The following is a 24,553-nucleotide window of genomic DNA, read 5'->3' on the forward strand; positions in this document are numbered from 1 at the left end:
ATCGATTTGTCCTTGATAATCAGGCCCATAGACTTCCGTAACTAAATTTTGCAGCACTGGGGGGCCGGGAGGGATTTCGGCGACTTGAATCCTAGCACCGTAGCGATCGCCGATTTCCTTGAGTTTAGGACGAATTGCTTTAGCGATATCATGGCTCTGACGTTTCCGTTCTTCCCTTGGTAAGAAGTTAACTTGAATATCGGCAACATTGGAACCCGATCGCAAGAAGTAATGACGCACTAAACCGTTGAAGTTATAGGGAGAAGCAGTTCCCACATAACTCTGATAGTTCAGCACTTCAGGCACAGAAGCCAGATATTGCCCCATTTCTCTGGTCGCCTTAGCAGTTTGTTCGAGGGTTGTACCTTCAGGCATATTCACTACTACCTGCAACTCGCTTTTATTATCAAAGGGCAGCATCTTCAGGATCACTAATTTAAATCCAGCTAGTCCGACTACGATAACGACTAGGGCGAGTGAGGTGGCAATCAGAAAAGTCGTACCTCTTTTGGGATAATGGATCAGAGGATACATCAAGCGGCGATATAGCTTGGTAAGCGCATCTTCCTCTCCTTCTTGATGTCCGCCATGACTACCGCCCGTGAAGACTTGCATCGTTGTCCAAGGCACGACGATGAAGGCTACTAATGCCGAGAAGATCATCGCTGCCGAAGCACCCAAGGGAATCGGGCGCATATATGGTCCCATCAAGCCGCCCACAAAAGCCATCGGTAAAATCGCGGCAATTACGGCTACGGTTGCCAAAATCGTCGGATTACCCACCTCATCAACGGCTTCGAGGACAATCTGTCTCAAAGTACGCTGACGATTTGGAGAATATTTTAAACGGGTTTTATTTTCAGGCAGTTCCAAATGGCGACCGACATTTTCCACGACCACGATCGCATCATCGACCAGAATCCCAATCGAGAAGATCAGCGCAAAGAAGGTAACGCGATTGAGCGAAAATCCGTAAAAAACAAAACTGGCAAGGGTCAGAGCTAAAGTAACGGGAATCGACACCGCTACCACCATCGCCTCTTTGCGACCCATCGCAAACCACATCAGTAACGTTACCGAACCGACCGCAATTAGCATATGAAATAGCAGTTCGTTGGAGCGTTCGGCGGCGGTTTCGCCATAGTCGCGGGTAACGGTTAAAGTGACGTTTTTAGGAAGATAGTTAGATTTAATTTCTTCTAGTTTGTGTAAGACATGATGCGATACTTGAATGGCATTTGCGCCACCACGTTTGGCGATCGAGATCGTTACGGCTTCAGTTTCACCAGTATGTTTAGGAGTATGTTCCGCCGTTTTCTCTTCTTTTTTGGCGGCTTTAGTACCATGTTCTTGCGCGACATCGCCATAGCCAAACAAGACATAACTGGCGGGTTCTTCCGCACCATCGGTGACAGTGGCGACATCTCGCAAATATACGGGCTGATTATTCGCCACGGCTACGACTAGACTTTTCGCGTCTTCAGGCGATCGCATAAAGCTTTGAGTTCGCACCAAAAATGATTGGTTATTTTGACTTAAAGCACCGCCAGCTAATTCAGAGTTTTGGGATTGAAATGCTTGCGAAATTTCTAGAGGGGTTAATCCATAAGCTTTTAAGCGCGTGGGATCGAGTTCTACGCGCAGTTGGCGCTTTTGACCACCAATAATCGTCGTTTCCGAAACATCAGGAACTTGCTTAATTTGCTCATCTAATTGCGCCGCAATTTGTCGTAATTCCGTACCAGTGCTGCCATCTCCCGACAGAGTCACCGCCAGAATGGGAACATCATCGATCGCCCGTGACTTAATTAGCGGCTGAGAAGCACCAGCAGGAATCTTGTCAAAGTTGGCATAAAGCTTGTTGTAAAGCTGCACGATCGCATCTTCCGTCTTCCTACCAACTAAAAATCTGACAATCACTAAAGATGAACCAGGGCGCGAAGTGGAGTAAACATATTCCACTCCTGGCACTTCCTTAATCAACTTTTCCATCGGTGTCGAGACGCGCTGTTCGACTTCTTTAGCTGAAGCCCCTGGCATTTGCACAAATACATCGGCGATCGGCACGGTAATTTGTGGCTCTTCTTCGCGGGGCAACATTAAGGTTGCGCCAATCCCCAACAGGAGCGCCACAATAATAATTAATGGGGTCAATTTGGAGTCAATGAATTGTTTAGCTAATTGACCGACAAAACCTAACTTATGACGATGCAGTGGTGGCGATTGAAAACCATTTTGACTATTCGGGTTTTGACCATTCGGTGAATCTTGCATGATTTCCTCCTATTACCGCGCTGTAACGGCTTGTCCGTCACTAAGTTGGGCGATATTGCTGGTAACGATGCGATCGCCTGCCTTTAAACCTGACACAATCTCAACCTGTCCATCTTGAGTTTTACCTGTTTTCACCCAACGCATCATGGCGATTGTTTTGGAGATGGCTTTATCTTCAACATTTTCCACCACATACACCCCTTGTAATTGTCCGCGTTGGATGAGAGCAGTTGTGGGAATGAGCAGCGTTTCTTTGGTTGCCCCAATAGGTAAGGCAATTCTCCCAAACATTCCAGAGATTAATTTACCCGAATTGTTTAGAGGAATTTTGACTGAAAAGCTGCGTGATTGAGCATTAGCGGCTGGCACAATTTGTTGAATCGTGGCATTGAGTGATTGATTAACAGCATCAAACTGGACTTTGACCGATTGACCGACCCGCACAAATCGCAAATTCTCTTCAGGCACAGAGATCTCTAGCTCAAGTTTATTGGGATTCTCCACTTTTAGTAATGGTGTCCCAGGAGCCGCCATTTCTCCTTCATAAGCTAGCTTTTGGACAACAACGCCATCAAAAGGCGCGAAGATCGTGCCATAGCTTTCGCTGACATCTGAAGAGATGACGCTCAGTTCGGCGCGACTCACCGCCGCTTGGGTTTGCGCGATCGCCGCCTGTGACTGACGAATACCCGCTTCTGACTGCGCGACCCTCGCTCTAGCCTGTTCGAGATTTGTATTTGCGTCATCTAATACTGATTGCGAAACTGCTCCTTCTGCTTGCAGTCGAGACATTCGCGATTGAGTCACTTGAGCTAATCGCAAAGCCGACTGTGCCTCTAATTTTTGCGATTCTAATTGATTGAGACTAGCTTGAGAGCGAAATACTTCCGCTTGGGCTTGGGCAACGCCTAACTGTGCTTGACCAGTTTGGGCAGTGATATCCATTACATCAATCCGTGTGAGGATATCGCCTTTGCGGAAGCGATCGCCCGTTTCTAGTGACAATTGCGTAATCCGCCCCATCACCCTCGTTGAGAGCGTGGCTTGCTCTACAGGGCGAATTGAACCAGAAAGCTCTAAGGTATTTGCCACGGATTGAGAACGTATAGTTAAGGTGTCAACGCTAAGAGCAGAGGTACTTGCAATTTCTGAAGGTTGGGGCGATCGGTTCTGTGACAGTACAAACCAAGTTCCTCCTGTCAATAAAAGAACACCTCCGACCAATAATCCCCAGCCCTTCCAAGACATTTTGGGTGTATGTGGTTGTTTTGGTTCTTGTTTAACGGCTTCATCAACTGGCGGATCGAGCGGTTCATGAAGTGATTCATCTGAGGTAGTGTGAGTCATGGGATTAAGCCTTATTTTTTGTGTTTAAGGACGAATGCCTCTATGTACGGAATATCCAGCACTTTGCCAAGCCAATAAACCTCCTTTTAAGCTATGGACTTTACTGTAGCCCTGAGCAACTAGCCATTGCGCTGCCATATCGCTGCGATGTCCAGACAGACAAGTAATCGCGATCGCCTGATCTTTGGGAACTTCCTTCAAAATGCGATCGCGGCTCATTTTCTTAGCTCCTGCAATATGCCCGATCAAATATTCCAACCAGCCGCGTACATCAACCACCATTAATTGATTCTGACGTGACTTTAATTGCGAGGGTGAGAGTGGAGAAGGATTCATGGATTGTTTCTGCGCTTGCTTGTTTGTTTGTTGATTTAGCTTTCATTAGTTTTTCCCTTTTTGAATTGACTTGATTTACCTTGCTTAAACCTTGCTCATTACCGCAAATGATTTAATAAATGGAGATGCCATCCGAGGGTCTTTAATCATGGCAGTGTAATCACCAACACGGAATTGTAACTTGCGACTTATATACGCCATGCTCAATCCCATCATGTCCAAGCCTTTTGTTTTCCATTTCTCCCAATGGGTGCGATCGGCGCGTAAATCCCAATTCAGCTTCTGTCCTTCATAGGCTCCCGCAGAGATAACCTTTCCTTCTTCAATCATAAGAACACCTATAGGATTTGGATCGCGCTCAAACCCATAACCGATTACAGAGTTAAAATGAATCTTCGCAAGAGCATCAGCTAGATCAGGTTCTGCATTCCATTGTTCACCAAATTCTTGCATCCATTCTGGGGAAAATAAATCTGTCATTGTTAACTCCAAAGTAATTTGATTTTGATTTTGAGTAGCCTCCTCATACCCTTTGGGAGCTACCGAGTATACACAAGTCTCATAACCCCCTTTAATTCCCCCTTGCAAAGGGGGAAGACTAGAAATCTTGTTCCCTCTCCTTTACAAGGGGAGGGCTAGGAAGGGGTTAAGGAGGGGGGTGAGGGCTTTAGTAATTAGCCACAGTTTGCCATTCTGCAACTAGCGAAGGAGGAACCGATAAACTAATCGCATCACCTTTGATCGTTGGCAAAGAAATCTTTAAAGGAATCTCAGCTTGCAACTCCGACAGCAAAGGTTGAAGATCGTACTGTCCAACATTCGCCTGCGCTCCTTCTTTGAAAATATTGCTAGACATATCGTTAGCAATGAGGGTTTTACCCAACGAGTTAGTTAAAGTCAGAGGCTGAGCATGGTCGATCGCTACCAAATTAGGAAAGCCCACTAAGCGCAGTTCAAAACTAACTATTGCCATCAGGACGAACTCGTTTGAAAGCAATGGTTTGCCAAGTATTACCATGCTGATCCTTGAGAGATTGACGCGCTTGATAAATCATTTGATTAGGAGATTCTTCCAATTGTCGAATAGCCGCCGATGCACTAGGAACATCCAGAAGTCCTAATCCGATCAGAACAAAAATCGTAATTGCACCAATCAACAATAACCAAGAGAAAAATTTGCGAGTTTGACATTTCATAACGTTTGTATCCTAATTAAGTTATGGATGATGCTTAGTGCGAAGCACTAAGCATCATCTCAAGAATTATTCCGAAATTTATGGCTAGAACTACACAGCATCAGTAACTCTGTATCAATGACTCGGTAAAATCGCCACACACTCTCTCTCCGACAGGCTACCACTCCAGCATCTTTCATCAATCGCAAATGCTTCGATACATTGCCTTGATGGAGTCCAGTGCGATCGCAGATATCCTGTACACTGCGCTCTTGGTTACAAATTGCCATCAGGATTTGCAGACGAGTTGGTTCTGCCAAAGCGCGGAATCGATTTGCCAGAATTTCCAATTCGCTAGGATTGAGAGTGATGTCCATACCTGCTCCTACTATTCAAAATTAGGATATTGCTCATTCCCATTCATGCTTTCGCTTGAACTGGATCTGGTTCTAAGCTGGGGATAATTGGTTCCACAAGTGGTAGTCCGATCGCTCTAAAGCCAATCTTCTCAAACCAAGGAATCGTCCAGCCAAAGCGCATTTTCGTGAGAAAATACTTCTCAAATCCAGCCTTCATCCAAGACACCCAGATCCCGTGATAGATAAGGGCACGTTTGCGATCACCTGCCGCATCAGGCAAAAGTGGATCAGCGAGAAATAATGCGCCCGTATTACCGAAATCCGCAAAGCAAATCGCTTGTAAGGTTGGTCTGCATTGATTTCCAGAAGTAACTCCCAACTCTAAGGCAATATTCTGGGCGACTGCTAACGCCATTTCTTCAGACATCAATCCCACCTTGGGAGCACCTGTGGGGATTGGTGTTTGTTCAACCGCTTTGAGTTGCGTAACCACACCGACAGCATAAATGGAATCAAATTCTGGATGACGATAGGTGGGTAATACGGGTACAAATCCCTTAGCATCAGTTAGCCCGACCGCATCACGGAGAAATTTGGGTCCTCGGAAAGGCGGTAGCACCATCGTAAATTTAGAAGGAATCACGCGCCCATCAACTAAATGCACAGCATCAGCTTCAAAATGGGAAATAGCAGTATTTTCCATCAGTTCGATTTCCCGATCAGCCATAAATTTACGCATCAGCCATCTGGAGGTTGCCATGCCGCCGATGCCTAGATGTCCTGCATAGGGTTCAGAAGTAATGAAGGTGATCGGAACCTGCGATCGCAGTCCTTTTCTCTTCAATTGATCATGGATCAAAAAAGCAAACTCATAGGCGGGACCAAAACAACTCGCTCCTGGGGAGGCACCCACCACGATCGGTCCTGGATTCTCTAAGAATTGCTCCCATGCTTCACCAGCTAACACTGCATGATGTGGATTACAAATTGATTGGGTATAGCCACCTTCTGGACCTAATCCCTTCAGAGCATCCAAGGCAAGTTCGGGTCCCGTGGCAATCACCGCATAGTCATAGTCCAATGTGCGATCGTCGTCCATCTTGATCTGACGCAACTTTGGATTGATCGCAGTAACCGCTGCATGAATAAACTCAATGTCATGTTTGATGACGGTTTTGGCTAAATCTAATTGAATGCTATCAAGGGATTTTAATCCTAGCGCCACCCAAGGCAGAGAAGGCACAAAGGTAAATTTTGGTTGATTGGAAATAAGCGTGATCTTATGTTCACGGGGTAATACATGCCTCAACTCGTAAGCAGCAGGTAAACCTCCTAATCCAGCGCCAATCACAACAACACGAGCCATAATCTCGACTCCAAAAAAATAATTTTTTATTAAAAATTTTTATTAAATGCTCCTAGTGTGAGGATGGTGCAAAGCATTATCCTCACACATTCACTCTCTCACTCCTAGTTTTTGCAATACCGCAATCAACGGACACCATTTAGTAAAAGCAGATTGCAGCAAATTCAGTCCGACAAATGCCGTCAAAAATAACCAATTGACTTTAATCAGCGATAGGGACAAGCTGATTAAAACCATACTGCCTGCGACTAAGCGCAACCACTGCGATTGATTCCAAGATCGGTTACTACTAATCATCGGTTTCTGCATTGTGCTTTTAAAATTAATAAAATGATTATATCACTATAAAGTAATTTAGTTAATAAATTGAAATATTTTGAAACTAATTAGTTTTTAGAATTAAATGTAGTACATCCGCACACCTTTGTGGTCATCTTCTCCACCATGTGCATGTTCCACCTCATGATCGCGATCGCGTTCCTCTTGAGTCTTCACAATTAACGAACCCGCAAGATAGTCTGTTACGGCAGTATCGGGATCGGTTTCGGAAGTGACAATTGGTTTGATATCTTTGGCTTCCAGTCGGCAAACTAATCCATTTCCCATACTGCCGCTAATCAGTACCTGCACAACGTCCAATGGATGGGTTTCTTTAGGAGAGCTTTCATTGAAGCTTTCAGCTTTAGTGAGTTGTAACAGTTGTTTATCTTGAATAAATGTGTCGTCCACATCATAGATCCAGAATTTCTGGCAATGTCCGAGATGTCCTGTTACATTGGTTTGATTTTGGCTAGACACGGCAATTTTCATTGAATAGTTCCTATTTTTTGTTTTTTAGTTGATGTTATGTGAAAGTTTCTAAGACCCTCACCCCTAGCCCCTCTCCCAAAAGGGGAGAGGGGAACAAGAGTTGGTCTTACTCCCCCTCGCCCTTCATGGGAGAGGGGGCTGGGGGGTGAGGGCAATCTTCGTTCTACTTAACATGAGTTGTCTAAGCAGAAATATCAGGAGATGTCAGAGCCAATGGAACGGGGAAATTATGTCCATTAGGCGATCGCATGACTTCAATTCCAAGGTCTGCACGATTAAGCAAATCCGCATCAGTGCGAATTGGATGACCAGAATCATCTGAAATCGATTGTTGGAAATTAAACCCATTGAGATTAAAGCTCATTGCGCCAATCCCTAAAGCGGCAAACCAAATGCCGATAGTTGGCAAGGCAGCTAAGAGAAAGTGGGTAGTCCGACTATTCCGTAGTGACAATGTGGGAATCAGCAATCTACCCAGATAACCACTGTGGCTGGCAAGTAAATTATAGGTAGTTTCTTCTTGCCCAAATTTATAGCCAAGGTTAGCTGATTCAATCTCTGTAGTTTCGCGAATTAGGCTCGAAGTAACGAGAGAGCCGTGGAGCGAACTCAAAAGCGCACCACCCAAAATTCCAGCTACTCCAATCATGTGGAACGGATGCATCAAGACATTATGCTTTGCTTGGAGCGAGAGCATGAAGTAGAAAGTACCCGAAATCCCCAAAGGCATTCCTTCAGAAAAGCTTCCCTGTCCGATTGGGTAGATGAACAGTACGGCAGTGGCTGCGGCTACGGGAGCAGAAAAGGCTACGGCGATCCAAGGACGCATTCCTAAGCGGTAGCTCAATTCCCATTGGCGACCGAGATAAGCCCAGATGCCAATCAGAAAATGAAACACGATCATCTGATAAGGCCCGCCATTATATAGCCATTCATCAATGGAGTCAGCTTCCCACACAGGATAAAAGTGCAACCCGATCGCCGCCGAAGTTGGCACGACAGCAGCAGTAATCATATTGTTGTGAGCCATCAGCGATCCCGCAATGGGAGCGCGAATACCCTCCATATCGACAGATGGAGCATTGGCGATCGCTAGTACAAAAACAATCGCTGCCACGAGCAATGTGGGAATTGCGAGAATACCGAACCAACCTATATATAGACGGTTGTTGGTACTTGTGATCCAGCCAGAAAAGACTTGCCAAGAATTTACTGGGTCAAGCTTTGACTGTTTCGGAAAGATATAAGTTGTCATAATTATTACTCTTTGTCAATACAATTCAATAGTGAATAGAATGTAACTGAACTGAGAAGTTTAAAAAGACTGCAATTAGCGATCCTGAATATGGAGATATCCTATACCCACCAAGGCTTATTACCAGTCCGAGGATCGGTTTCTGTCCATGGCGAGATTAAGATTTTGTTGTCAGTTACTGCTACTTTGACAATCTTGAGTGGTAGAGGAGCAGGACCACGCACCACGGTTCCATTGGGGGCATAGCGAGAACCATGACAGGGACATTGAAACTGCTGATCCATTGGGTTCCAAGAAAAAGTGCAACCGAGATGTGTACAGTTATCGACAATGCCGATGTTGTCGAGAGTGCGATCGGCGGTAACAATCAGATAGGTGGGTTCTCCTGCTAAACCTGCCACTAGAGCGCGAGTTTCTGGTGGCTCAGCCAAGAGTTGTGAGGCGGGAATTACTTTGCCTAAGATATCCTTAGCAAGAATAGCGCCACCTTCACCAACGGCTTCTGATGGCGGAACGAAGAAATTACCAAAGGGATAGAGTGCCGAACCTGCGGTCACGGCGATCGCCGATCCAGTGATGAAATTTAGTAATTGCCGCCTTGATAGAGAAGGGCTTTCGAGAGGGAGACTATTTTCCATGAAGAGACCCAGTAAGTTTATTGGTGCGAATTCCTAGAAGCTGATAAAGTCCACAAAAGCCTACTAGAGCAGTTACTAGCATTACGCCACCCACTGCAACTAAAGCAATACCTAATCCAGTACCGCCATAAAGGAAAAAGCCTAAATAGAACAACGCAGAAGCCAATAACAAGCGGATCAAGCGATCGATTGCGCCAACATTTGTATTCATAATGGAAATCTCCAATGTTAAACAAATTGCAAAAACTTGCAGCAATATTGGAAGACTTAATTCTTGAAGTATTGCAATGTTTTTTGTAACCTACTTTAATATAACTTATTAGTAATATAATTAAACAAGATTAATCTTAAGACTAAGTTAAGTTTGTTTTCTAGATGAGTCAACCCTATGCTAAATATAGGCTTTAGCTTTTCCATAAGTCATGAGTAGTTAATCGTTCCTTCGTAAAGAACTATATGGTTTCAGTACAATTTATGTAATTCATACAGGAAGTTATACGTCAGAATGTAATACTGATTTTTGTTCCCATCTATTTTTTTATAGGTTAGACCTAGGTATAGAGTTATAGCGATTTTCTAGCGTTATTTAATGGATGGGAAGTAGAAAAGATATCCAATCACTTTATATGCGATCGCATTGAAAACAATCGTCATGAATTCAGAAACTTTATCGCCTCTCAAGCCCTATCTCAGCTTTTTTCATCCCATTATGATGTGGATATTGCTGGGTATTACTATCTATGCGATGTATCTGGGTGTGCAAGTTCGTCGCACCAGACTAGCAGAAGGTGATATTAAGAAAGAAATGATCAAAGGTAAATTCGCGATTCGTCATCACCAAATTGGTTCTATCGTTCTAGCCATAATGGTATTGGGTGCGATTGGTGGTATTGTGGCGACATATATAAGTAGTGGCAAGATTTTCATTAACGCTCATTTGTTTGCTGGTTTAGGAATGGTAGGTGCGATCGCTGTGTCGGCGGCTCTAGTTCCCTTTATGCAAAAGCATGACTGGGTTCGCAAAGTTCATGTGGCGATCAATATGCTGGTGATGGGGCTGTTTGGTTGGCAAGCTTTTACTGGTGTACAAATTGTGCAGAAGATTTTGAGTTCGATGAATACACCTGCTGCGGGTTAATTGAAGAAATCATGAAGCTTACGAAATCGCTCTCAACTTTACTGCTCGGAATCGTTTTATCATTCTCTCTCTTGTTAGGATTTCAGACCAACGCGATCGCCTCAAAACCAATCGATATACCTAATCTGCTGTCGAGTATTCAAGGATATCCGCGACTGGAAATGGCGTTGGATAAATATCTCATGGCTATTCCATCGGGATACTACACGATCGCTAATGTCGAAGAGTTGAAAAGTTTGATGACAGATCGTCAAGCTCTATTAGTGGATGTCCGCGAACCATCGGAATATCAATCAGGACATATCCCTAGTGCCATTAATATTCCACTGCGGACAATATCGCGTAATTTAAGCAAAATTCCTAGCGATCGCCCTGTAATTTTATACTGTTCCACGGGCTATCGATCTTCGATGGGTGTGATGACCTTACATCTACTGAATTATGACAATGTGCAAGGCTTTCCGCCAAGCTTAGTTGGTTGGCAAAAAGCTGGTGAAGCGATCGCTACGTGAAAATAGGCGATTACTATTTTGACCTTAATAAATCCAAGGAATTAATTTTTTAACTTGTGATCGATATTGATCATAATCAGAGAATTTACTACTCAGCCATGATTCTTCTTTTCTGGCTTTGATGTCAAAAAATAGTAGTAGGGTTATTGCGCCGATCGCATGAACGAAACTCAACTGACAAAAACTATAGGCGATCGCCAAGAAAATCACACCGCTATAAATCGGATGCCTGACCATTCCATAAATGCCACTAGTTACCAATTCTCCATCCTGTTTGGGATGAGGTAAAGGAGTAAGGTTACTTCCTAATTCTCGGCTTCCTGAAAGTAATAATGAGGCAGCGATTAGCCCGAACAGTCCTGCCAATAACCAACCTATGTATTTCCAAAATGGCGGCAAATCATTTAAAGCGGTTTCTGGATACACAGGCAAAAGCACAAATCCAACAGAGAGAATTGTTTGACCGAGTACCCAATACTCGCCCTTCTCACCACGCCACCATTGTGCTGAAAATCCCCATTCTTTAAATTGGTTCATATCTTCCTTCTTGCTTGTGAAATTATATTGTAAGCGTTCTAAGCAACTAACTCAGCCATCAGTTCGGCAACAGGCATAATTCGTTTCGCTCGTCCAGCATTGCTTCCTGAGAAAATAAGTCCATTCTCAATATCACCTCGCGCCGCTTTGTCTAACACCTTAATAATGCAGTAATATTTCTGCTCATCGCGACATTTACAGTTATGCAGACAACTGGCTAAGCAACGTTTATCCAGATTGGCATCTCCTGCGATCGCCTTTTCCACAAAAGAATTCCTCAATGCTCTTCCTGGCATTCCCACAGGGCTAGAGATAATCACCACATCTTCAGGTTGAGCATGGAGGTGAAATTCTTTGTAGCGAATATCCGCATCACATTCATCGGTGGTAATAAATCGCGTACCGATCTGCACACCACTGGCTCCTATTGCGATCATGCGATCAATGTCGTCCCGATCCCATACACCACCTGCGGCGATTACGGGAATGGCTTTACCAAGTTCCTGTTGTAGATATGTCACTAATTCGGGAATTACCTGTTCTGCATCCAACGTGCGATCTCCTAGCTCTTCCAATTTAGCGCCTAGATGTCCACCTGCGGAATTGGGGTTTTCTACAATAAAAGCATCAGGCAACCTTCCATAATTCCGTTCCCATTTACGGCACATAATTCGAGCGGCACGGGTGCTAGAAACGATTGGCACTAATGCGACTTCTGGATAGTCGGCAGTAAATTCTGGTAATTGCATGGGCAATCCTGCACCAGAAATAATTAAATTTATCCCTTGCTCAGCCGATGTACGCACTAAGGTTTCATAATCTTGAGCTGCAACCATAACATTGACAGCCAAAATACCATCGGGGCTAAGTTTACGCGCTTTTTGAATTTCATCAATTAGCGCCAGTCGATTTGCTTCAAAAAACTGCTCTCTTCGTTTACCAACATTAGTCTGAGTAATATCAAAATAGGGTGAATTCAGCCCTAAAGCAACAGCAGAAATTACTCCAATACCACCCGCATTAGCGACCGCCGCCGCCAGATTCGCTCCAGAAATACGAATGCCCATACCTCCTTGAATAATAGGATATCGAGCAAAATAATGACCGATTTGGAGAGAGGGTAATAATATTTGCATCTTCAAAGACCGACTAGGATTTCATACTCTAAGTATACACTTGTTAGTAATTACATAACTATAAGGTTATAAAACAAACCTTAATCATTTGAATCAATTAAACTTTATAAAAAAGCCCTCTTTTCGGAGAGCTTTTTTATTTGGTAAGAGAGTGGGAAATTACAGGGATTATCCGTTGATAGCTGGAGATCTCATCCCAACAGGTGTTACGTCAAGTGCCGCCAAGTCGAGAGGGAAATTGTGAACATTACGCTCATGCATTACTTCAATACCCAAGTTAGCGCGGTTAATTACGTCAGCCCAAGTAGGTATTAAATTTCCTTGGCTGCTGGAAATTGAGTGGTTGAAATTGAAGCCATTCAGATTGAATGCAAAAGAACTTACACCCAAAGCAGCAAACCAGATTCCAACTACTGGCCATAGGGCAAGAAAGAAGTGCAAACTTCGACTGTTATTGAAGGAGGCATATTGGAAAATCAAGCGTCCAAAGTAACCGTGAGCAGCCACGATATTGTAGGTTTCTTCTTCTTGACCAAACTTATAACCAGCATTCTGAGTTTCATTTTCAGTAGTTTCACGAATCAAGCTAGAAGTTACAAGGGAACCATGCATGGCAGCAAATAATGCGCCCCCAAACACACCTGCTACTCCTAACATGTGGAAAGGATGCATCAGCACATTGTGTTCTGCTTGAAGTACAAGCATGAAGTTGAAAGTACCAGAAATCCCCAAAGGTAAGCCGTCAGAGAACGATCCTTGCCCAACGGAGTAGATCAATAGGACTGCGGTTGCTGCTGCGACAGGTGCAGAGTAGGCTACAGCAATCCAAGGACGCATACCGAGGCGGTATGACAATTCCCATTCACGTCCCATATAAGAGTAAATTCCGAGCAAGAAATGAAAGACAATCAGCTGGTAAGGACCACCGTTGTATAACCATTCATCAAGACTATCAGCTTCCCAAATGGGGTAAAAGTGCAGACCGATCGCGTTCGAGGAGGGAACGACGGCGGCGGTAATCAAGTTGTTGCCAGATAGCAAGGAGCCAGAAATAGGCTCACGGATTCCGTCAATATCTACGGCAGGTGCACCGATAAAGGCGATGATGAAACAAATGGTTGCAGTGATCAAGGTGGGGATCATGATAATGCCAAACCAGCCAATGTATAGGCGGTTTTCGGTACTAGTGACCCAATCACAAAACTGATCCCAGACTGACGCATTGTTTCGTCTTTGTGTAGCTGTTGTCATGGTTATTTTATGTGAGATTTGTTAAGCAGATTGGCTGTCTTGAATATCAATATATAGCCAATCAGTTATACGACTATACAATAAATAGGAAGACTGTCAACATAAAGTGGCTCCTAAAATGCTAAGAAAAGATAAAGTAAGATTGTGAAAGAGAAGAATATTTGGTGATTAGAGGGATTTCCTATAAGTCTTGCTAGCAAAGGTATTTAGGTTATATATAGATACAAAGATTGATCTGATATATGGATATAATGTTGGGTACTTCCCGCTCATTAATCCATATGTCAGATCAATATTGATTTAGTAATACCCACTCCAGCAAGACAGCACGGCATTGTAGACAAGTAATCTCCTTAAGTAAGTCCTTTACTCCATCTGAAGTTGCAGGATGAGTAACTGTAACTAATTCAGGGCTTAATTTTACTTTGGGTTCTATATGAGCCACAAATCCAAAAAGCTTTTGATTGGAGAAAGAACTATTCACAGCCCAACCTTCAGCATTTAAAGGAATTAATTGCGCGATCGCTGATGCCTCAATTCCTAACTCGCGCTTGAGCGTAGCGATCGCTGCAAGTTGAGGACTCTCTCCTGCGGGTACACGTCCACCAGAAAAGTCTAAAGTTATCTGCCCAATACCAGCACGATAACTTGGCTTAGGAATTAAGATGCGATCGCCTTGAATTGGCAGAACAATCACTGAATCAGCTTTCTCAATCCGCCAATACTCCAAAATCTCGCCGCGATCATCTTGCAGATATTCGCCAATTAAGGTCATCCAATGCGAATGCATTTCTAGGAAGCGATCTTGGATTTGCCAAATTTGTGGAGAGTTAGACTGTATTTTATCCATAACTGGTGTTACGTGGAACTCAGGGCATGAATTTCTTGCTGCTAGCACAGCAGGGCAACCACGGGGGGATTGCCCCTACCTGAATAATTTAAATTTTTTGTAGGGGCTGTGCCCCCGGGCCAGCCCAGATCCTTCAACATTGCAGGAATTCCTTCCACGTAACATCAGTCCATAACTTACTCCAATGGTATGCCGTTGGATAAGTCTTCAAGCGTAACTTTTAGCTTTAACTTTAGAGTTCTTTTGACTAGCCTTGATAGGTTCAGATCGTCGTAATCCTTCCAGTTGCTTTAGTTGTTGCGACTGTTCTTCCAATCGAATAGAAAGGCGATCGCTCACCAATTCACATAGATCAAAAATGAATGGTTCGATAATCTCGTAATACACGCTGACTCCTTGAGGAGTCCTAGAGACAATCCCTGACTGAGCTAAAATCTTTAGGTGTTTCGAGACATTTGCTTGCCCCAATCCTGTATCTTCCATAATTTCTGTAACATTCTTTGAGCCTGACTTCAAAGAACATAAGACTTGTAGTCGGCTGAGTTCGGATAATACCTTAAAGTAATCGGCGACTTGAGTCAGGGCAGAAGGATTGAAGGTCATGATGGTAGAGGAGAACTTTAATTATTTAATTTAATTCATTATAGCATATTACTATATAGTAATATGCTATATAGTAATATGCTAATTCACAAAAGGTTGATGACACTTCTGTGAATTGAAAAGCAAACCCTGTAGGGTTTTTAAAAACACAAAATGGCGTAGCCATTTTGTGTTTTGGTATAAATTAATGATAATCAAATAGATTAGATTGTGGCGAAAACGTATGCTAAAAAAGAATAGGTAGTACTTGTTTTGATTTTAGAGTACAAAGAGCTTTAATTTCTTGATGATGCTTTTAATGGCACTAACTTACTAACTTTAGCCCAGCTAAACTCATGTAAAAGTACATAGGAGCAGGGAATTAGGAATAAGGTAAGGAGTGTGGCAAGAGCCAACCCAGAAAAAGTGACAATCCCAAGAGGCTGCAAGAACTCGCCGCCATCGCCACCACCCAACGCTAGCGGAAAAGCGCCAATTACAGTAGTAATTGTGGTCATTAAAATGGGACGTAAACGGATTGGTGCAGCTTGCAAAATAGCCTGAATGCGACTACATTTCTGCTCCTCTCGTAATTGGTTGGCGAACTCCACCATGACGATCGCATTGTTTACGACAATACCAACTAGCAAAATTGCCCCGATTACAACAATCACGTTAATTGAGCTACTGGTCACATATAGACCAAAAATACCACCAGCCAGTGCAAGAGGAATCGTCAGCATAATTACTAACGGATCTAGCAGTGAGTTGTATTGCACCGCCATCACCACAAATACCAAGAAAGAAGCTAGTAAACCCAATACTAAAAAAGATTTTGAGAGATTATCGTTAGCTGTCTTGGCAGTACTGGGCAATACCGTTACTCCATCTGGCAACTTAACCTCCGCGATCGCCTGTTCAGTTTGTTGGAGCGCACCACTGAGACTTGCACCACGCTCCATGCTACCGAGAATTAGATAAACTTGACGTTGGTTAATGCGTTGAATTTCCCCTGGGGCGCGACCTTCGCGCAGAGTTGCCACATCCGCAAGGCGGACAGGGCGATTATTGCTGACAAATAGGGGTACTTGCTGCAATTGCGAAGAGTTTTGGCGTAGCTTAGGATCAAGCTGTACCCGCACATCGATCAGGCGATCGCCGCGTTGTAATTGCGTGGGGACTGAACCTGTAATTGCAGTTTGCAGAGTTGAGCCGATCGATTGCGTGGAGAGTCCTAGCGCTTGCAGACGTTCCCAATCAGGAATAATCTGGACTTCAGGCTGACGGGCATCGGTGTCGGGACGAAAGTTCGCGCCTTTAACTGACTTCTCTAAGGCTCCAAGAACTTCTAAACCTGCTTGCGTCAATAGTTCGGGATTACTACCTTGCAAAACGATATCAATATCCGTTCGGGGGACAGGGGAATTATTGACGATAATCCCGCGCACTTGCCCAGGGTTAACCCGAATTCGTATCCCGGCAAGATTTAACTTGGCAATTTCCCGATTCACGCGACTGACAAAACCAGTAAGATCCGCATTTGGCTTGAGCGTAATCGTACTGCCACTGCGTAAGGGATTAGCAGTAACGTTATTGCCAAAGGAACCACCGCCAATAGTGGAGAAAGCATAGGCAGTTTCAGGCTGCTTAATCAGAATTTCATCGACGATTTCCATCACCCTGCGGTTTTCGGCGAGGGTTGTACCTGCGGGGAATTGAGCATTGACGCTGACATCACCTGTTTTAACTTGAGGGATAATTTCTTGCGGCAGTTGTCTTGCCATCAGGAAGCCACCGCCACCAAGCACAGCAAACAGTCCAATCACTACCAACAGACGATAATGGATAATCTTTGCTAAGAAACCTGCATAGCCCAAGGTAGCTGCTTCAAATCGTTGCTGAAATCCACGCATAAACCAAGTTTCACTTAATCCACTTGACCAAGGGACGGCTAATAAACGTGAGGCTAGCATAGGTACTACGGTGATGGCGATCGCGATCGCGGCGATATTCCCAAAGCTAATCGTGAGAATCAGTTGATTGAATAGTAGCGACAGGAATCCACCCAGTAATAAAAACGGAAAAATTACCACAAGGTTGGTACTGGTGGACGCAACCAGTGCTGACTCTATTTCGGCGCTGCTGGCTTGGGATTGAGCGATCGTATCTTGAATTCCATTACTCTTTCGCATTTTCTCAATGCCGATTAGGATATTGTCTAACATCACGATTGAGCAGTCCACGACACCGCCCACACAGAGAGCTAGACCACCTAAACTAAATAGATTAAGTGAAAATCCGAAAATACCCATACAGATAATTGAGGCGAGGGTAGCAAGAGGAATTGCCAGCGTAATAATCAGAGTTTGTCGCACTGAGCCAAGAAATAGCAATACCGCACCTCCCGCGAGGAAGGCTCCCATAATGCCAGAGGATGTAACATTGGCTACTGAAGCTCTGATTAATTTTGACTCATCAATGGTCGCCGTTATCTCAGCGTCATTGGGAATTAAGCCGTTTTCCTGAAGGTTGGCAATCTTTTCCTTGACGCGATCGACGACCTCAATCGTATTAGCATCGGGCTGCTTAGTCACTAGTAACCGCACCGCTTCCTGTCCATTTAGAGTTGTGAAAACCCTCTGTTCTTCAGTACTATCAATAATTTCCGCAAAGTCTCGCAAATAGACTTGTCTAGGCGGAGTTGTAGTCGATGGATTACTAACCACAAAGGATAGATTTTCTAGCTCTTGAGCATTTTTAAACTTGCCGATCGCCCGAGTCAGTGGCTCCACCGTACCATTGCGTAAACGTCCACCTGAAACATCAATATTGCGATCGCGTAAGGCGTTCAAAACTTGATTAACACTTACGCCTGCTGATTGTAAACGGGGCAGATCGAGATTAACCTGTACTTCTTCCTTTACGCCTCCAACTACATCAACACCCGCAACCCCTGGTACGATTGCCAGTTCACGTCCTAACTCTTCATCAGCAAATAGCCGCAACTCTGGCAATGACGAGGAAGGCGATGTGAGCGCAAACTCATAGATGGGAAATTGTGACGGATCAAATTTAAAAATTCTTTCATTCTCGACTACATCAGGTAGACGACTACGACCACGGTTGAAGCTAGCCACTGCGTCATTCAGAGCCTGATCAACATCACTACCTGCATCAAAGAACAAATCAACTCGCACCTGACCTTCGCGAGTACGCGAAAAAAGCTGATTCACACCCTCTGTAATTGCTAGAGCTTCTTCTAGAGGTTTGGTGACTTCGGTAATGGCGACCTCTGGAGAAATCCCTGGAACATCAATCTGTACGCCGATACGGGGATAAACAATCGATGGTAGTAAGTCCACCTGCAATCGACTGATATAAAATGCGCCCATTACAAAAATGGCGATCGTTAGCATCAGCGTGCCAATGTGGCGACGAATGGCTGTGGCGCTAATACTAAATCCTGTCGGCTTCGGACTGGAAGAGTTTTGATTGCTCATAGTTACCTCTTAAAAATAATTTAAAAAAGGTGATGATGTAACGCGCAGAGCGCATTACATCATCACTTAGAAGATTCCGATAACACGCTGAGCTTTACAGAATCACCATCCTGTAATTTGCTACCACTCCTAACGACGATGCGATCGCCTTCTTTTAAGCCAGAGAGAATCACAACTTTACCGTCACGGCGATCGCCAAGGGTAACTTTACGAGCCAACACTTTTGGCTCTTTCTGATCACCCGTAATCACAAAAACTGTGCCAGTTTTGGGCTTGCCTTTGTCAGTAGCACTAGGACTAGACTTAGTATCGGTTTTCGGCTTCGTTTGGGTATTTGTATTTGCATCTTTAGGTGCTGGGGTCGGTCGTCCTGCTACCTCTAGAGCTGTCTCTGCGATGGCGATTTGACGTTCCTGTTTGCCTGAAAACTGAACTCTCGCCAATTGACCGCTACCCAGCTTATTGTCGCGATTTGGCACGATTACTTCGACAGGAATCAATCGCGCCACTGGATCGGCTACTGGCGAAATACGTCTTACTGTCCCTGTGAATTTTTGATCGGGGAATGTGTCAAAACGGATATTCACGGTTTGATTGAGACGGACTTTGCTAATTTCTAATTCTGAAATCAGCACAATTACCTTCACTTGGCTAAAGTCGCCTAATTTTACAACGTCATTCCCTGCGAATAAAAGATTACCCGTTTCACTGACCCGTTCTAGGACAATGCCATTAATCGGCGCAGTAATCGTGGTGTAGGATTGACGTTCCTGCTCTCTTAGTCGAATTGCTTCTTGTGCTAAAACCCTTTGAGAACTTGCGCCCACAGTTTGTTGCTGTAAGCTTACTTGCTGCTCAGCCGATCGCAATGATTGCTCAGCCGATCGCGCACGGGTGATCGCTGTCTCCGCAGTTTGAGAAGATACCGCTCCATCTTTAGCCAATTGGGAGAGGCGATTCGCATCAGCTTGAGCTTGTTGATATTCTAGTCTTGCCCGTTCCACTTGAGCGCGAGCATTGCCAACGGCAGCGCTGGCTTGCGAGACTTCTGCTTCTCTCGCCGCCACTTCCGCTTCGGCTTGTAGCACTGTTGCGGATAGAACTGCATCATCCAATTGAGCGATTGCTTGTCCCGCTTCGACGCGATCGCCAACATCTACATTCAAATCTAGCAAACGCCCTTCTAACCGAGATTTTACCGATACTTCCCTAATTGGGGCAGTCGTACCTGTATATTCGTTCTTGCCTTCAAGAGCCTCCAAGCTAGCGATCGCCACATCTACGGCTATAGCAGGTTTTTGGCTCTGGACTTGAGCTTGAGAGGCATCCTTGTTGCTTTGAGTGCAACTCGCAGTTACACCTGACAAGCTAGCGATCGTTGCTAATATCCAAACAGCTTTCATAGAGGTAAAGAGCGCAAGTATTGAGTTTCCTAAAGTTATTCTAAGTTATGTTCTGTAGTTTTGTGGGATTATTGCTACGGTAAATCTTTTAATTAACAAACACTTGTCTTCATGCCAATAGCAATAAACGCAAGTAGATGAAGTCGTCGCTTCGCGCCGACTTCATCTACTTGCGTTTTGATTTGCTCTAGCTATCTCTTGCATTAATATAGATTTAGGGATTGTCAGAACCCCTTGCAATTCTTTTGTTCCAGCTAGTTTAATCTCTTTGATAACTCCAAACGTTTTAGCAATAATCTTTTCTATTGTGGTCAGTGCGATCGCAATAGGAATCTTGTGCTATCCATTTTTTGTGAAGTGGCAACGCGATCGCCTCATGTTGCAGCAATTCCCTAAGTCATGGTTAAGTATTATCGAAAGTAATCTTTCTATTTACAATAATCTAGATTTTGAGCAGCAAAAAGAATTACAAGGCTATGTACAGGTATTTCTGAAAGAGAAGCAGTTTATTGGCTGTCTAGGTTTACAAATTACGGAGGAGATTAAAGTCACGATCGCGGCGATCGCTTGTTTGTTGTTATTTGGCGATCGCAAAACTTACTTTCCAAATCTGCGATCAATTTTGGTTTATCCTCACGCTTACATCGTCAATGAGATGGTAATGAGCGATCGCTATGTAGTGGAAGAACGTCGTGTGGCTAGATTAGGAGAGTCATGGACAAGAGATCAATTAGTTCTCTCTTGGCAGCAGGTACAGCAGGATATTCGCAATTGGCAAGATGGACATAATGTGGTGCTGCATGAGTTCGCACATCAACTGGATCAGGAAGATGGGCAAGCGGAAGGTGTGCCAATTTTACCGAGAGCATTAGATTATGAGGTATGGAAACAGGTGATGTCGGCGGAATATTTGCAACTATGCGGTCGCGTGGAAAATGGTAAAAAGACTGTCCTTGATGGTTATGGTGCAACTAATCCTGCGGAGTTTTTTGCAGTGGCAACGGAGACATTTTTTGAGAAGCCAAATCAGTTAAGCCAAAAGCATGAAGCTCTCTACGAAATCTTGCGAAGGTTCTATCGCATCGATCCTCGCCAATGGCAGAATTAAAGCTATATCTGTAGTCAGAGAAGTTAGGACAAAAATCAAAACTCAAAGAAGGGTTGCGGCGGCAATGGACTGTTAATGAGTGATGGGTGATGAAACATCTATATCAAGCGCGATCGCTAACAGAGCCTTGTAGACAAAAATAATTGCGGTAAAAGTCAGAATTTGCGCAAGGAAGAAATAGGCGATCACACAAATAATCTCTACAAATAAGGCGATAGCTATTTTTAAAAGGCGATCGCACTAAAATATACTCCACAAACTGCGATCGCTATTCGATGTGTGCTACCATCAGTAGTATTATGAGTAGTACAAAATAGTTATGAAAGTATCTATTTCTCTTCCAGATGAGTTAGTTCGCTACGTTGACGATCGCGTAGAAAATCGTAGTCGGCTCATTGAGAGGTTGTTGCAAGCATGGCGGAAGCAACAGGAAAAGCAGGCGATGGTTGAGGCTTGTTTGTTGTTGGATGATTTGACAAATGATGAGGATGCAGCATGGCAGCAAGCGGCGATTATCGATTGGGAAGTATCTGGATAGTAAGTTTCGATCCTTCGATTGGTACAGAAATTCGCAAAACTCGTCCTGCGGTGATTATCTCTGGTACTAGTTTTAATCGGCGTAGTAAAGTAACTGTGCTACCAATTACTTCTGCTAATCCTAGCGATCGCTTACGTCCAGTGATTGTGCCTTTGGTTCCTTCTGTTACGAATGGGCTGAGCAGTAATAGTTTTGTGGTTTGTGTCGATCCAATGACTTTTGATAAACGCAGGTTGATTCAATGTCTTGGTCAAATAGAGCTGAATCAGTTACAAGAAATACAACAGATTTTGGTTAGGTATTTAGAACTTTAAATTAGAATGATATCTAAAAGGCGATCGCCCTAATCATCTCTACAAATGGAGATCGCCTTTTGTCATCATCAAGCGCGATCGCTAACAGAGTCTTGTAGATAAAAATAATCTCTCCAAAGAAATCATTTTGTATATTACCTTTGATGACAAATCTCACAGCATTGATTGTTAAGGTACAATATTTTTAAAGTTGTGTTCATATAGTAAAACTTTATGCAAGTAGACGATAACGGGAACCTGAAAGATACTGACACAAAATTAAATTTAGGAAATTCGGGTGAAATAGCTTTGTCTGGAAGTGCTCAGGTTTTAACTCTTCTAGGAGCAATCTGTGCTGCACCTTTAGGAGTTGCTCTTACCGCTATTGGAGCAGGCACTACTGTAATACTCAGTGCTCGGCAAATGGAACAACAGAAAAAGTTAATAGAAAAAATTTCACAAGCACTCACGAGTATTGACAAAGCACAATTGAATAAAGAATTTTTGGAGTCTTCTGAATTCAGAGAGATTGTGATGCGTATTTGTAATGAGGCAAGCTTAACAGCATCACCATATAAGCATAGTGCTTTAGCCAAAGGATTGGTTCACTCTGCTATTTACCCACATAATGAGATGACTGGGAAATTGATTTTTATTCGTATAGTTTCTCAGCTGTCTGATGAAGAATTACGAATTCTTGAAGTTATGCAAAATGCTTGGGAAAACAACGTGCCAATTCTTGGCAAAAATGATTTGCAAGAGTCACTTAAAGATTTAGAGTTAGGTCAAATCCAAGTATCATGTGAAGGATTAATTCAGCAACGTGTTTTAGAGCCTATTAATTCTGATGTTTGGAGCCTAAGTATACTTGGTAGAAAATTAGTTGCTTGGTTAAGTGGAAAACAAGAGCAAGAAAGTTTTGAAGGTTTTCAGAAGACATATACATCACAACTTAAAAAAGAAATTGACTCGGCTAGAGAGTCTATACTCTCAGAAGCATTAATTCAGGGATTACGGGAACAAGCTAGAATGGCAGCTAATTATCTATAGAAAAAAGTGTTAGGGAACTCCTCAAATGCCAGAACTACTTAGAAGAATCACCATCAACCCAAAACAATGTGGCGGTCGTCCTTGCATTCGTGGCATGAGAATTCGCGTCTCAGACGTTCTCGACTTATTTGTAGCTGGACTAAGTGCGGAAGAGATTCTAGAAGAAATGCCCGATTTAGAAAGAGATGACCTAAAAGCAGCACTAGCCTACGCATCTCGTAAACTCAATCATCCCGTATTAGTCGCATGACCATCTGGATTGATGCCCATTTATAAATTGATAAAAATATGGCTGAAACAGTTACTTTACAAATACCAGAAGCATTGTACCAACGCTTAGCGATCGCGGCAGGAGCAACCCAGCGATCGCTAGAAGACATAATTTTACAAGCCTTACAAATTGGCAGCCCACCAACATGGAAAGACGTACCCGAAGAATTTCAAACTGACCTTGCCAGCTTAGATCGACTTGACGATGAGTCATTATGGCAAATTGCTCGTAGCCAAAAAACTCAATTAGAAATGGAACGCTACGAATCCCTGTTATCAAAACAACAAGATACAGAACTTACTGATTCCGAAAAACTGGAATTAGATAACCTGCGTAAAGATAGCGATCGCTTTATGTTACGCAAATCCCAAGCCGCCGCAATCCTAAAATGGCGAAAACCTATGCCTTGCCTGTCGAACTTGCAATGAATATAAATCTGACACCACAGAAGCGATCGATCCATTAACAGGCGAATTTGTTGCTTTGTTTAATCCACGCCAACACAATTGGAAAGAGCATTTTCAATGGAATAATGATGCATCTCAAATTGAAAGTTTAACAGCGATTGGACGTACAACAGTTATAGCTTTACGGATGAATAATGCAGTCATTGTCGCTACTCGTAAACGTTGGTTTACGATTGGGTGGCATCCACCAGAAAGTTGAAAACTTATTATTGACGCAGCCAAACAACATGCCGCCGTTGCCATCAATGCTGAAATTACTCTTCTCTATTGGCTAGTCGGCGATCGCTAGATGTAAAAATTTAGCGATCGCATTAACAATATGGTTGAAACGGTTACTTTACAAATACCCGAAGCATT

30 protein-coding genes are annotated in these 24,553 nt (G+C 43.6%); 9 read left to right on the forward strand and 21 right to left on the reverse strand.

Annotated elements, in window-relative coordinates:
* From PseudUWO311_RS18330 to PseudUWO311_RS18385, 13 genes are all read right to left on the reverse strand, one after another.
* The coding region (locus PseudUWO311_RS18330; RefSeq protein ID WP_142656679.1) for an efflux RND transporter permease subunit at nucleotides 1-2,274 on the reverse strand (2,274 nt) is incomplete at its 3' end.
* A gap of 12 nt (nucleotides 2,275-2,286) precedes the next feature.
* Nucleotides 2,287-3,621: an efflux RND transporter periplasmic adaptor subunit gene (locus PseudUWO311_RS18335; protein WP_142656680.1), complete on the reverse strand. Its 1,335-nt coding sequence runs from the start codon at nucleotides 3,619-3,621 to the stop codon at nucleotides 2,287-2,289.
* Between the two features lie 24 nt (nucleotides 3,622-3,645).
* Entirely contained in the window at nucleotides 3,646-3,957 is a 312-nt protein-coding gene (locus PseudUWO311_RS18340) for a rhodanese-like domain-containing protein (RefSeq protein ID WP_142656681.1), read from the reverse strand.
* Between the two features lie 84 nt (nucleotides 3,958-4,041).
* A complete protein-coding gene (locus PseudUWO311_RS18345) occupies nucleotides 4,042-4,437 on the reverse strand; it encodes an SCP-2 sterol transfer family protein (protein ID WP_142656682.1) in 396 nt (131 codons plus the stop codon).
* 187 nt (nucleotides 4,438-4,624) lie between these two features.
* Nucleotides 4,625-4,930, reverse strand: a complete 306-nt coding sequence (locus PseudUWO311_RS24655; RefSeq protein ID WP_263402982.1) for a DUF3122 domain-containing protein — start codon at nucleotides 4,928-4,930, stop codon at nucleotides 4,625-4,627.
* On the reverse strand, nucleotides 4,917-5,153 hold the full coding sequence (locus PseudUWO311_RS24660; RefSeq protein WP_263402984.1) for a DUF3122 domain-containing protein: 237 nt from the start codon (nucleotides 5,151-5,153) through the stop codon (nucleotides 4,917-4,919). Before PseudUWO311_RS24660 ends, PseudUWO311_RS24655 begins: the two co-directional genes overlap by 14 nt.
* 59 nt (nucleotides 5,154-5,212) lie before the next feature.
* Nucleotides 5,213-5,509, reverse strand: a complete 297-nt coding sequence (locus PseudUWO311_RS18355) for an ArsR/SmtB family transcription factor (RefSeq protein WP_142656683.1) — start codon at nucleotides 5,507-5,509, stop codon at nucleotides 5,213-5,215.
* Between the two features lie 43 nt (nucleotides 5,510-5,552).
* Entirely contained in the window at nucleotides 5,553-6,857 is a 1,305-nt protein-coding gene (locus tag PseudUWO311_RS18360) for an NAD(P)/FAD-dependent oxidoreductase (protein ID WP_142656684.1), read from the reverse strand.
* A gap of 90 nt (nucleotides 6,858-6,947) precedes the next feature.
* On the reverse strand, nucleotides 6,948-7,154 hold the full coding sequence (locus PseudUWO311_RS18365; RefSeq protein WP_142656685.1) for a DUF2892 domain-containing protein: 207 nt from the start codon (nucleotides 7,152-7,154) through the stop codon (nucleotides 6,948-6,950).
* A 102-nt stretch (nucleotides 7,155-7,256) separates the two neighbouring features.
* Nucleotides 7,257-7,667 carry a NifB/NifX family molybdenum-iron cluster-binding protein gene (locus tag PseudUWO311_RS18370; RefSeq protein ID WP_142656686.1) on the reverse strand — a complete coding sequence of 137 codons (411 nt, stop codon included), beginning with the start codon at nucleotides 7,665-7,667 and terminating at the stop codon, nucleotides 7,257-7,259.
* Nucleotides 7,668-7,848: 181 nt separating this feature from the next.
* Nucleotides 7,849-8,922, reverse strand: a complete 1,074-nt coding sequence (locus tag PseudUWO311_RS18375; RefSeq protein ID WP_142656687.1) for a Photosystem Q(B) protein 1 — start codon at nucleotides 8,920-8,922, stop codon at nucleotides 7,849-7,851.
* A 101-nt stretch (nucleotides 8,923-9,023) separates the two neighbouring features.
* Nucleotides 9,024-9,560: a cytochrome b6-f complex iron-sulfur subunit gene (gene petC / locus PseudUWO311_RS18380; RefSeq protein WP_142656688.1), complete on the reverse strand. Its 537-nt coding sequence runs from the start codon at nucleotides 9,558-9,560 to the stop codon at nucleotides 9,024-9,026.
* Nucleotides 9,550-9,771, reverse strand: a complete 222-nt coding sequence (locus PseudUWO311_RS18385) for a DUF2892 domain-containing protein (protein ID WP_142656689.1) — start codon at nucleotides 9,769-9,771, stop codon at nucleotides 9,550-9,552. The genes petC and PseudUWO311_RS18385 overlap by 11 nt, the downstream gene beginning before the upstream one ends.
* Nucleotides 9,772-10,212: 441 nt before the next feature.
* Here PseudUWO311_RS18385 and PseudUWO311_RS18390 point away from each other — a divergent pair, with 441 nt between their 5' ends.
* Both PseudUWO311_RS18390 and PseudUWO311_RS18395 read left to right on the forward strand, forming a co-directional pair.
* The gene (locus PseudUWO311_RS18390; protein ID WP_142656690.1) at nucleotides 10,213-10,698 is read left to right on the forward strand and encodes a DUF4079 domain-containing protein; all 486 of its coding nucleotides are present in this window, start codon (nucleotides 10,213-10,215) and stop codon (nucleotides 10,696-10,698) included.
* 11 nt (nucleotides 10,699-10,709) lie between these two features.
* Complete coding sequence (locus tag PseudUWO311_RS18395) at nucleotides 10,710-11,210, forward strand: rhodanese-like domain-containing protein (protein WP_142656691.1); 501 nt, start codon at nucleotides 10,710-10,712, stop codon at nucleotides 11,208-11,210.
* 24 nt (nucleotides 11,211-11,234) lie between these two features.
* Here the strand turns inward: PseudUWO311_RS18395 and PseudUWO311_RS18400 are convergent, their stop codons facing one another.
* From PseudUWO311_RS18400 to PseudUWO311_RS18430, 7 genes are all read right to left on the reverse strand, one after another.
* A complete protein-coding gene (locus tag PseudUWO311_RS18400; protein WP_142656692.1) occupies nucleotides 11,235-11,747 on the reverse strand; it encodes a methyltransferase family protein in 513 nt (170 codons plus the stop codon).
* 38 nt (nucleotides 11,748-11,785) lie between these two features.
* Nucleotides 11,786-12,883, reverse strand: coding sequence for an NAD(P)H-dependent flavin oxidoreductase (locus PseudUWO311_RS18405; protein ID WP_142656693.1), 1,098 nt, complete (start codon nucleotides 12,881-12,883; stop codon nucleotides 11,786-11,788).
* Between the two features lie 168 nt (nucleotides 12,884-13,051).
* A complete protein-coding gene (gene psbA / locus PseudUWO311_RS18410; protein ID WP_142656694.1) occupies nucleotides 13,052-14,134 on the reverse strand; it encodes a photosystem II q(b) protein in 1,083 nt (360 codons plus the stop codon).
* 289 nt (nucleotides 14,135-14,423) lie between these two features.
* Nucleotides 14,424-14,984 carry an NUDIX hydrolase gene (locus PseudUWO311_RS18415; protein ID WP_190303559.1) on the reverse strand — a complete coding sequence of 187 codons (561 nt, stop codon included), beginning with the start codon at nucleotides 14,982-14,984 and terminating at the stop codon, nucleotides 14,424-14,426.
* Nucleotides 14,985-15,191: 207 nt separating this feature from the next.
* Complete coding sequence (locus PseudUWO311_RS18420; RefSeq protein WP_142656695.1) at nucleotides 15,192-15,587, reverse strand: ArsR/SmtB family transcription factor; 396 nt, start codon at nucleotides 15,585-15,587, stop codon at nucleotides 15,192-15,194.
* Between the two features lie 275 nt (nucleotides 15,588-15,862).
* Nucleotides 15,863-19,066, reverse strand: coding sequence for an efflux RND transporter permease subunit (locus PseudUWO311_RS18425; protein WP_142656696.1), 3,204 nt, complete (start codon nucleotides 19,064-19,066; stop codon nucleotides 15,863-15,865).
* Between the two features lie 62 nt (nucleotides 19,067-19,128).
* Nucleotides 19,129-20,469 (reverse strand): efflux RND transporter periplasmic adaptor subunit, encoded by a 1,341-nt coding sequence (locus PseudUWO311_RS18430; RefSeq protein WP_142656697.1) that lies wholly within the window; start codon nucleotides 20,467-20,469, stop codon nucleotides 19,129-19,131.
* A 268-nt stretch (nucleotides 20,470-20,737) separates the two neighbouring features.
* Here PseudUWO311_RS18430 and PseudUWO311_RS18435 point away from each other — a divergent pair, with 268 nt between their 5' ends.
* The 3 genes from PseudUWO311_RS18435 to PseudUWO311_RS18445 all read left to right on the forward strand — a co-directional run bounded on the left by PseudUWO311_RS18435 (nucleotide 20,738) and on the right by PseudUWO311_RS18445 (nucleotide 22,429).
* Nucleotides 20,738-21,577 carry a zinc-dependent peptidase gene (locus PseudUWO311_RS18435; RefSeq protein ID WP_142656698.1) on the forward strand — a complete coding sequence of 280 codons (840 nt, stop codon included), beginning with the start codon at nucleotides 20,738-20,740 and terminating at the stop codon, nucleotides 21,575-21,577.
* 319 nt (nucleotides 21,578-21,896) lie between these two features.
* Entirely contained in the window at nucleotides 21,897-22,115 is a 219-nt protein-coding gene (locus PseudUWO311_RS18440) for a ribbon-helix-helix domain-containing protein (protein ID WP_142656699.1), read from the forward strand.
* Nucleotides 22,073-22,429 (forward strand): type II toxin-antitoxin system PemK/MazF family toxin, encoded by a 357-nt coding sequence (locus PseudUWO311_RS18445; RefSeq protein WP_190303560.1) that lies wholly within the window; start codon nucleotides 22,073-22,075, stop codon nucleotides 22,427-22,429. Before PseudUWO311_RS18440 ends, PseudUWO311_RS18445 begins: the two co-directional genes overlap by 43 nt.
* 13 nt (nucleotides 22,430-22,442) lie before the next feature.
* Here PseudUWO311_RS18445 and PseudUWO311_RS24135 read toward each other — a convergent pair whose 3' ends face one another.
* Nucleotides 22,443-22,586, reverse strand: a complete 144-nt coding sequence (locus PseudUWO311_RS24135) for a hypothetical protein (protein ID WP_190303561.1) — start codon at nucleotides 22,584-22,586, stop codon at nucleotides 22,443-22,445.
* A gap of 56 nt (nucleotides 22,587-22,642) precedes the next feature.
* Here PseudUWO311_RS24135 and PseudUWO311_RS18450 point away from each other — a divergent pair, with 56 nt between their 5' ends.
* From PseudUWO311_RS18450 to PseudUWO311_RS18465, 4 genes are read left to right on the forward strand one after another with little or no spacing between them, the layout of a single operon-like run.
* A complete protein-coding gene (locus PseudUWO311_RS18450; protein ID WP_142656700.1) occupies nucleotides 22,643-23,458 on the forward strand; it encodes a hypothetical protein in 816 nt (271 codons plus the stop codon).
* A 25-nt stretch (nucleotides 23,459-23,483) separates the two neighbouring features.
* Nucleotides 23,484-23,708: a DUF433 domain-containing protein gene (locus PseudUWO311_RS18455; protein ID WP_142656701.1), complete on the forward strand. Its 225-nt coding sequence runs from the start codon at nucleotides 23,484-23,486 to the stop codon at nucleotides 23,706-23,708.
* A gap of 38 nt (nucleotides 23,709-23,746) precedes the next feature.
* Nucleotides 23,747-24,157, forward strand: a complete 411-nt coding sequence (locus tag PseudUWO311_RS18460; RefSeq protein WP_142656702.1) for a hypothetical protein — start codon at nucleotides 23,747-23,749, stop codon at nucleotides 24,155-24,157.
* 55 nt (nucleotides 24,158-24,212) lie between these two features.
* Nucleotides 24,213-24,395 (forward strand): hypothetical protein, encoded by a 183-nt coding sequence (locus tag PseudUWO311_RS18465; protein WP_190303562.1) that lies wholly within the window; start codon nucleotides 24,213-24,215, stop codon nucleotides 24,393-24,395.
* Nucleotides 24,396-24,553 lie beyond the last annotated feature (158 nt).

Origin of the sequence: Pseudanabaena sp. UWO311 (assembly GCF_006937785.1) — a bacterium.
Classification (GTDB): domain Bacteria; phylum Cyanobacteriota; class Cyanobacteriia; order Pseudanabaenales; family Pseudanabaenaceae; genus Pseudanabaena.

Excerpts from the sequence above, each read along its gene's own strand:
- PseudUWO311_RS18335 (WP_142656680.1), bottom strand. The coding sequence starts at position 3,621 with ATGACTCACACTACCTCAGATGAATCACTTCATGAACCGCTCGATCCG.
- PseudUWO311_RS18340 (WP_142656681.1), bottom strand. The coding sequence starts at position 3,957 with ATGAATCCTTCTCCACTCTCACCCTCGCAATTAAAGTCACGTCAGAAT.
- PseudUWO311_RS18345 (WP_142656682.1), bottom strand. The coding sequence starts at position 4,437 with ATGACAGATTTATTTTCCCCAGAATGGATGCAAGAATTTGGTGAACAA.
- PseudUWO311_RS24655 (WP_263402982.1), bottom strand. The coding sequence starts at position 4,930 with ATGGCAATAGTTAGTTTTGAACTGCGCTTAGTGGGCTTTCCTAATTTG.
- PseudUWO311_RS24660 (WP_263402984.1), bottom strand. The coding sequence starts at position 5,153 with ATGAAATGTCAAACTCGCAAATTTTTCTCTTGGTTATTGTTGATTGGT.
- PseudUWO311_RS18355 (WP_142656683.1), bottom strand. The coding sequence starts at position 5,509 with ATGGACATCACTCTCAATCCTAGCGAATTGGAAATTCTGGCAAATCGA.
- PseudUWO311_RS18360 (WP_142656684.1), bottom strand. The coding sequence starts at position 6,857 with ATGGCTCGTGTTGTTGTGATTGGCGCTGGATTAGGAGGTTTACCTGCT.
- PseudUWO311_RS18365 (WP_142656685.1), bottom strand. The coding sequence starts at position 7,154 with ATGATTAGTAGTAACCGATCTTGGAATCAATCGCAGTGGTTGCGCTTA.
- PseudUWO311_RS18370 (WP_142656686.1), bottom strand. The coding sequence starts at position 7,667 with ATGAAAATTGCCGTGTCTAGCCAAAATCAAACCAATGTAACAGGACAT.
- PseudUWO311_RS18375 (WP_142656687.1), bottom strand. The coding sequence starts at position 8,922 with ATGACAACTTATATCTTTCCGAAACAGTCAAAGCTTGACCCAGTAAAT.
- petC (WP_142656688.1), bottom strand. The coding sequence starts at position 9,560 with ATGGAAAATAGTCTCCCTCTCGAAAGCCCTTCTCTATCAAGGCGGCAA.
- PseudUWO311_RS18385 (WP_142656689.1), bottom strand. The coding sequence starts at position 9,771 with ATGAATACAAATGTTGGCGCAATCGATCGCTTGATCCGCTTGTTATTG.
- PseudUWO311_RS18390 (WP_142656690.1), top strand. The coding sequence starts at position 10,213 with ATGAATTCAGAAACTTTATCGCCTCTCAAGCCCTATCTCAGCTTTTTT.
- PseudUWO311_RS18395 (WP_142656691.1), top strand. The coding sequence starts at position 10,710 with ATGAAGCTTACGAAATCGCTCTCAACTTTACTGCTCGGAATCGTTTTA.
- PseudUWO311_RS18400 (WP_142656692.1), bottom strand. The coding sequence starts at position 11,747 with ATGAACCAATTTAAAGAATGGGGATTTTCAGCACAATGGTGGCGTGGT.
- PseudUWO311_RS18405 (WP_142656693.1), bottom strand. The coding sequence starts at position 12,883 with ATGCAAATATTATTACCCTCTCTCCAAATCGGTCATTATTTTGCTCGA.
- psbA (WP_142656694.1), bottom strand. The coding sequence starts at position 14,134 with ATGACAACAGCTACACAAAGACGAAACAATGCGTCAGTCTGGGATCAG.
- PseudUWO311_RS18415 (WP_190303559.1), bottom strand. The coding sequence starts at position 14,984 with ATGGATAAAATACAGTCTAACTCTCCACAAATTTGGCAAATCCAAGAT.
- PseudUWO311_RS18420 (WP_142656695.1), bottom strand. The coding sequence starts at position 15,587 with ATGACCTTCAATCCTTCTGCCCTGACTCAAGTCGCCGATTACTTTAAG.
- PseudUWO311_RS18425 (WP_142656696.1), bottom strand. The coding sequence starts at position 19,066 with ATGAGCAATCAAAACTCTTCCAGTCCGAAGCCGACAGGATTTAGTATT.
- PseudUWO311_RS18430 (WP_142656697.1), bottom strand. The coding sequence starts at position 20,469 with ATGAAAGCTGTTTGGATATTAGCAACGATCGCTAGCTTGTCAGGTGTA.
- PseudUWO311_RS18440 (WP_142656699.1), top strand. The coding sequence starts at position 21,897 with ATGAAAGTATCTATTTCTCTTCCAGATGAGTTAGTTCGCTACGTTGAC.
- PseudUWO311_RS18445 (WP_190303560.1), top strand. The coding sequence starts at position 22,073 with ATGGCAGCAAGCGGCGATTATCGATTGGGAAGTATCTGGATAGTAAGT.
- PseudUWO311_RS18450 (WP_142656700.1), top strand. The coding sequence starts at position 22,643 with ATGCAAGTAGACGATAACGGGAACCTGAAAGATACTGACACAAAATTA.
- PseudUWO311_RS18455 (WP_142656701.1), top strand. The coding sequence starts at position 23,484 with ATGCCAGAACTACTTAGAAGAATCACCATCAACCCAAAACAATGTGGC.
- PseudUWO311_RS18460 (WP_142656702.1), top strand. The coding sequence starts at position 23,747 with ATGGCTGAAACAGTTACTTTACAAATACCAGAAGCATTGTACCAACGC.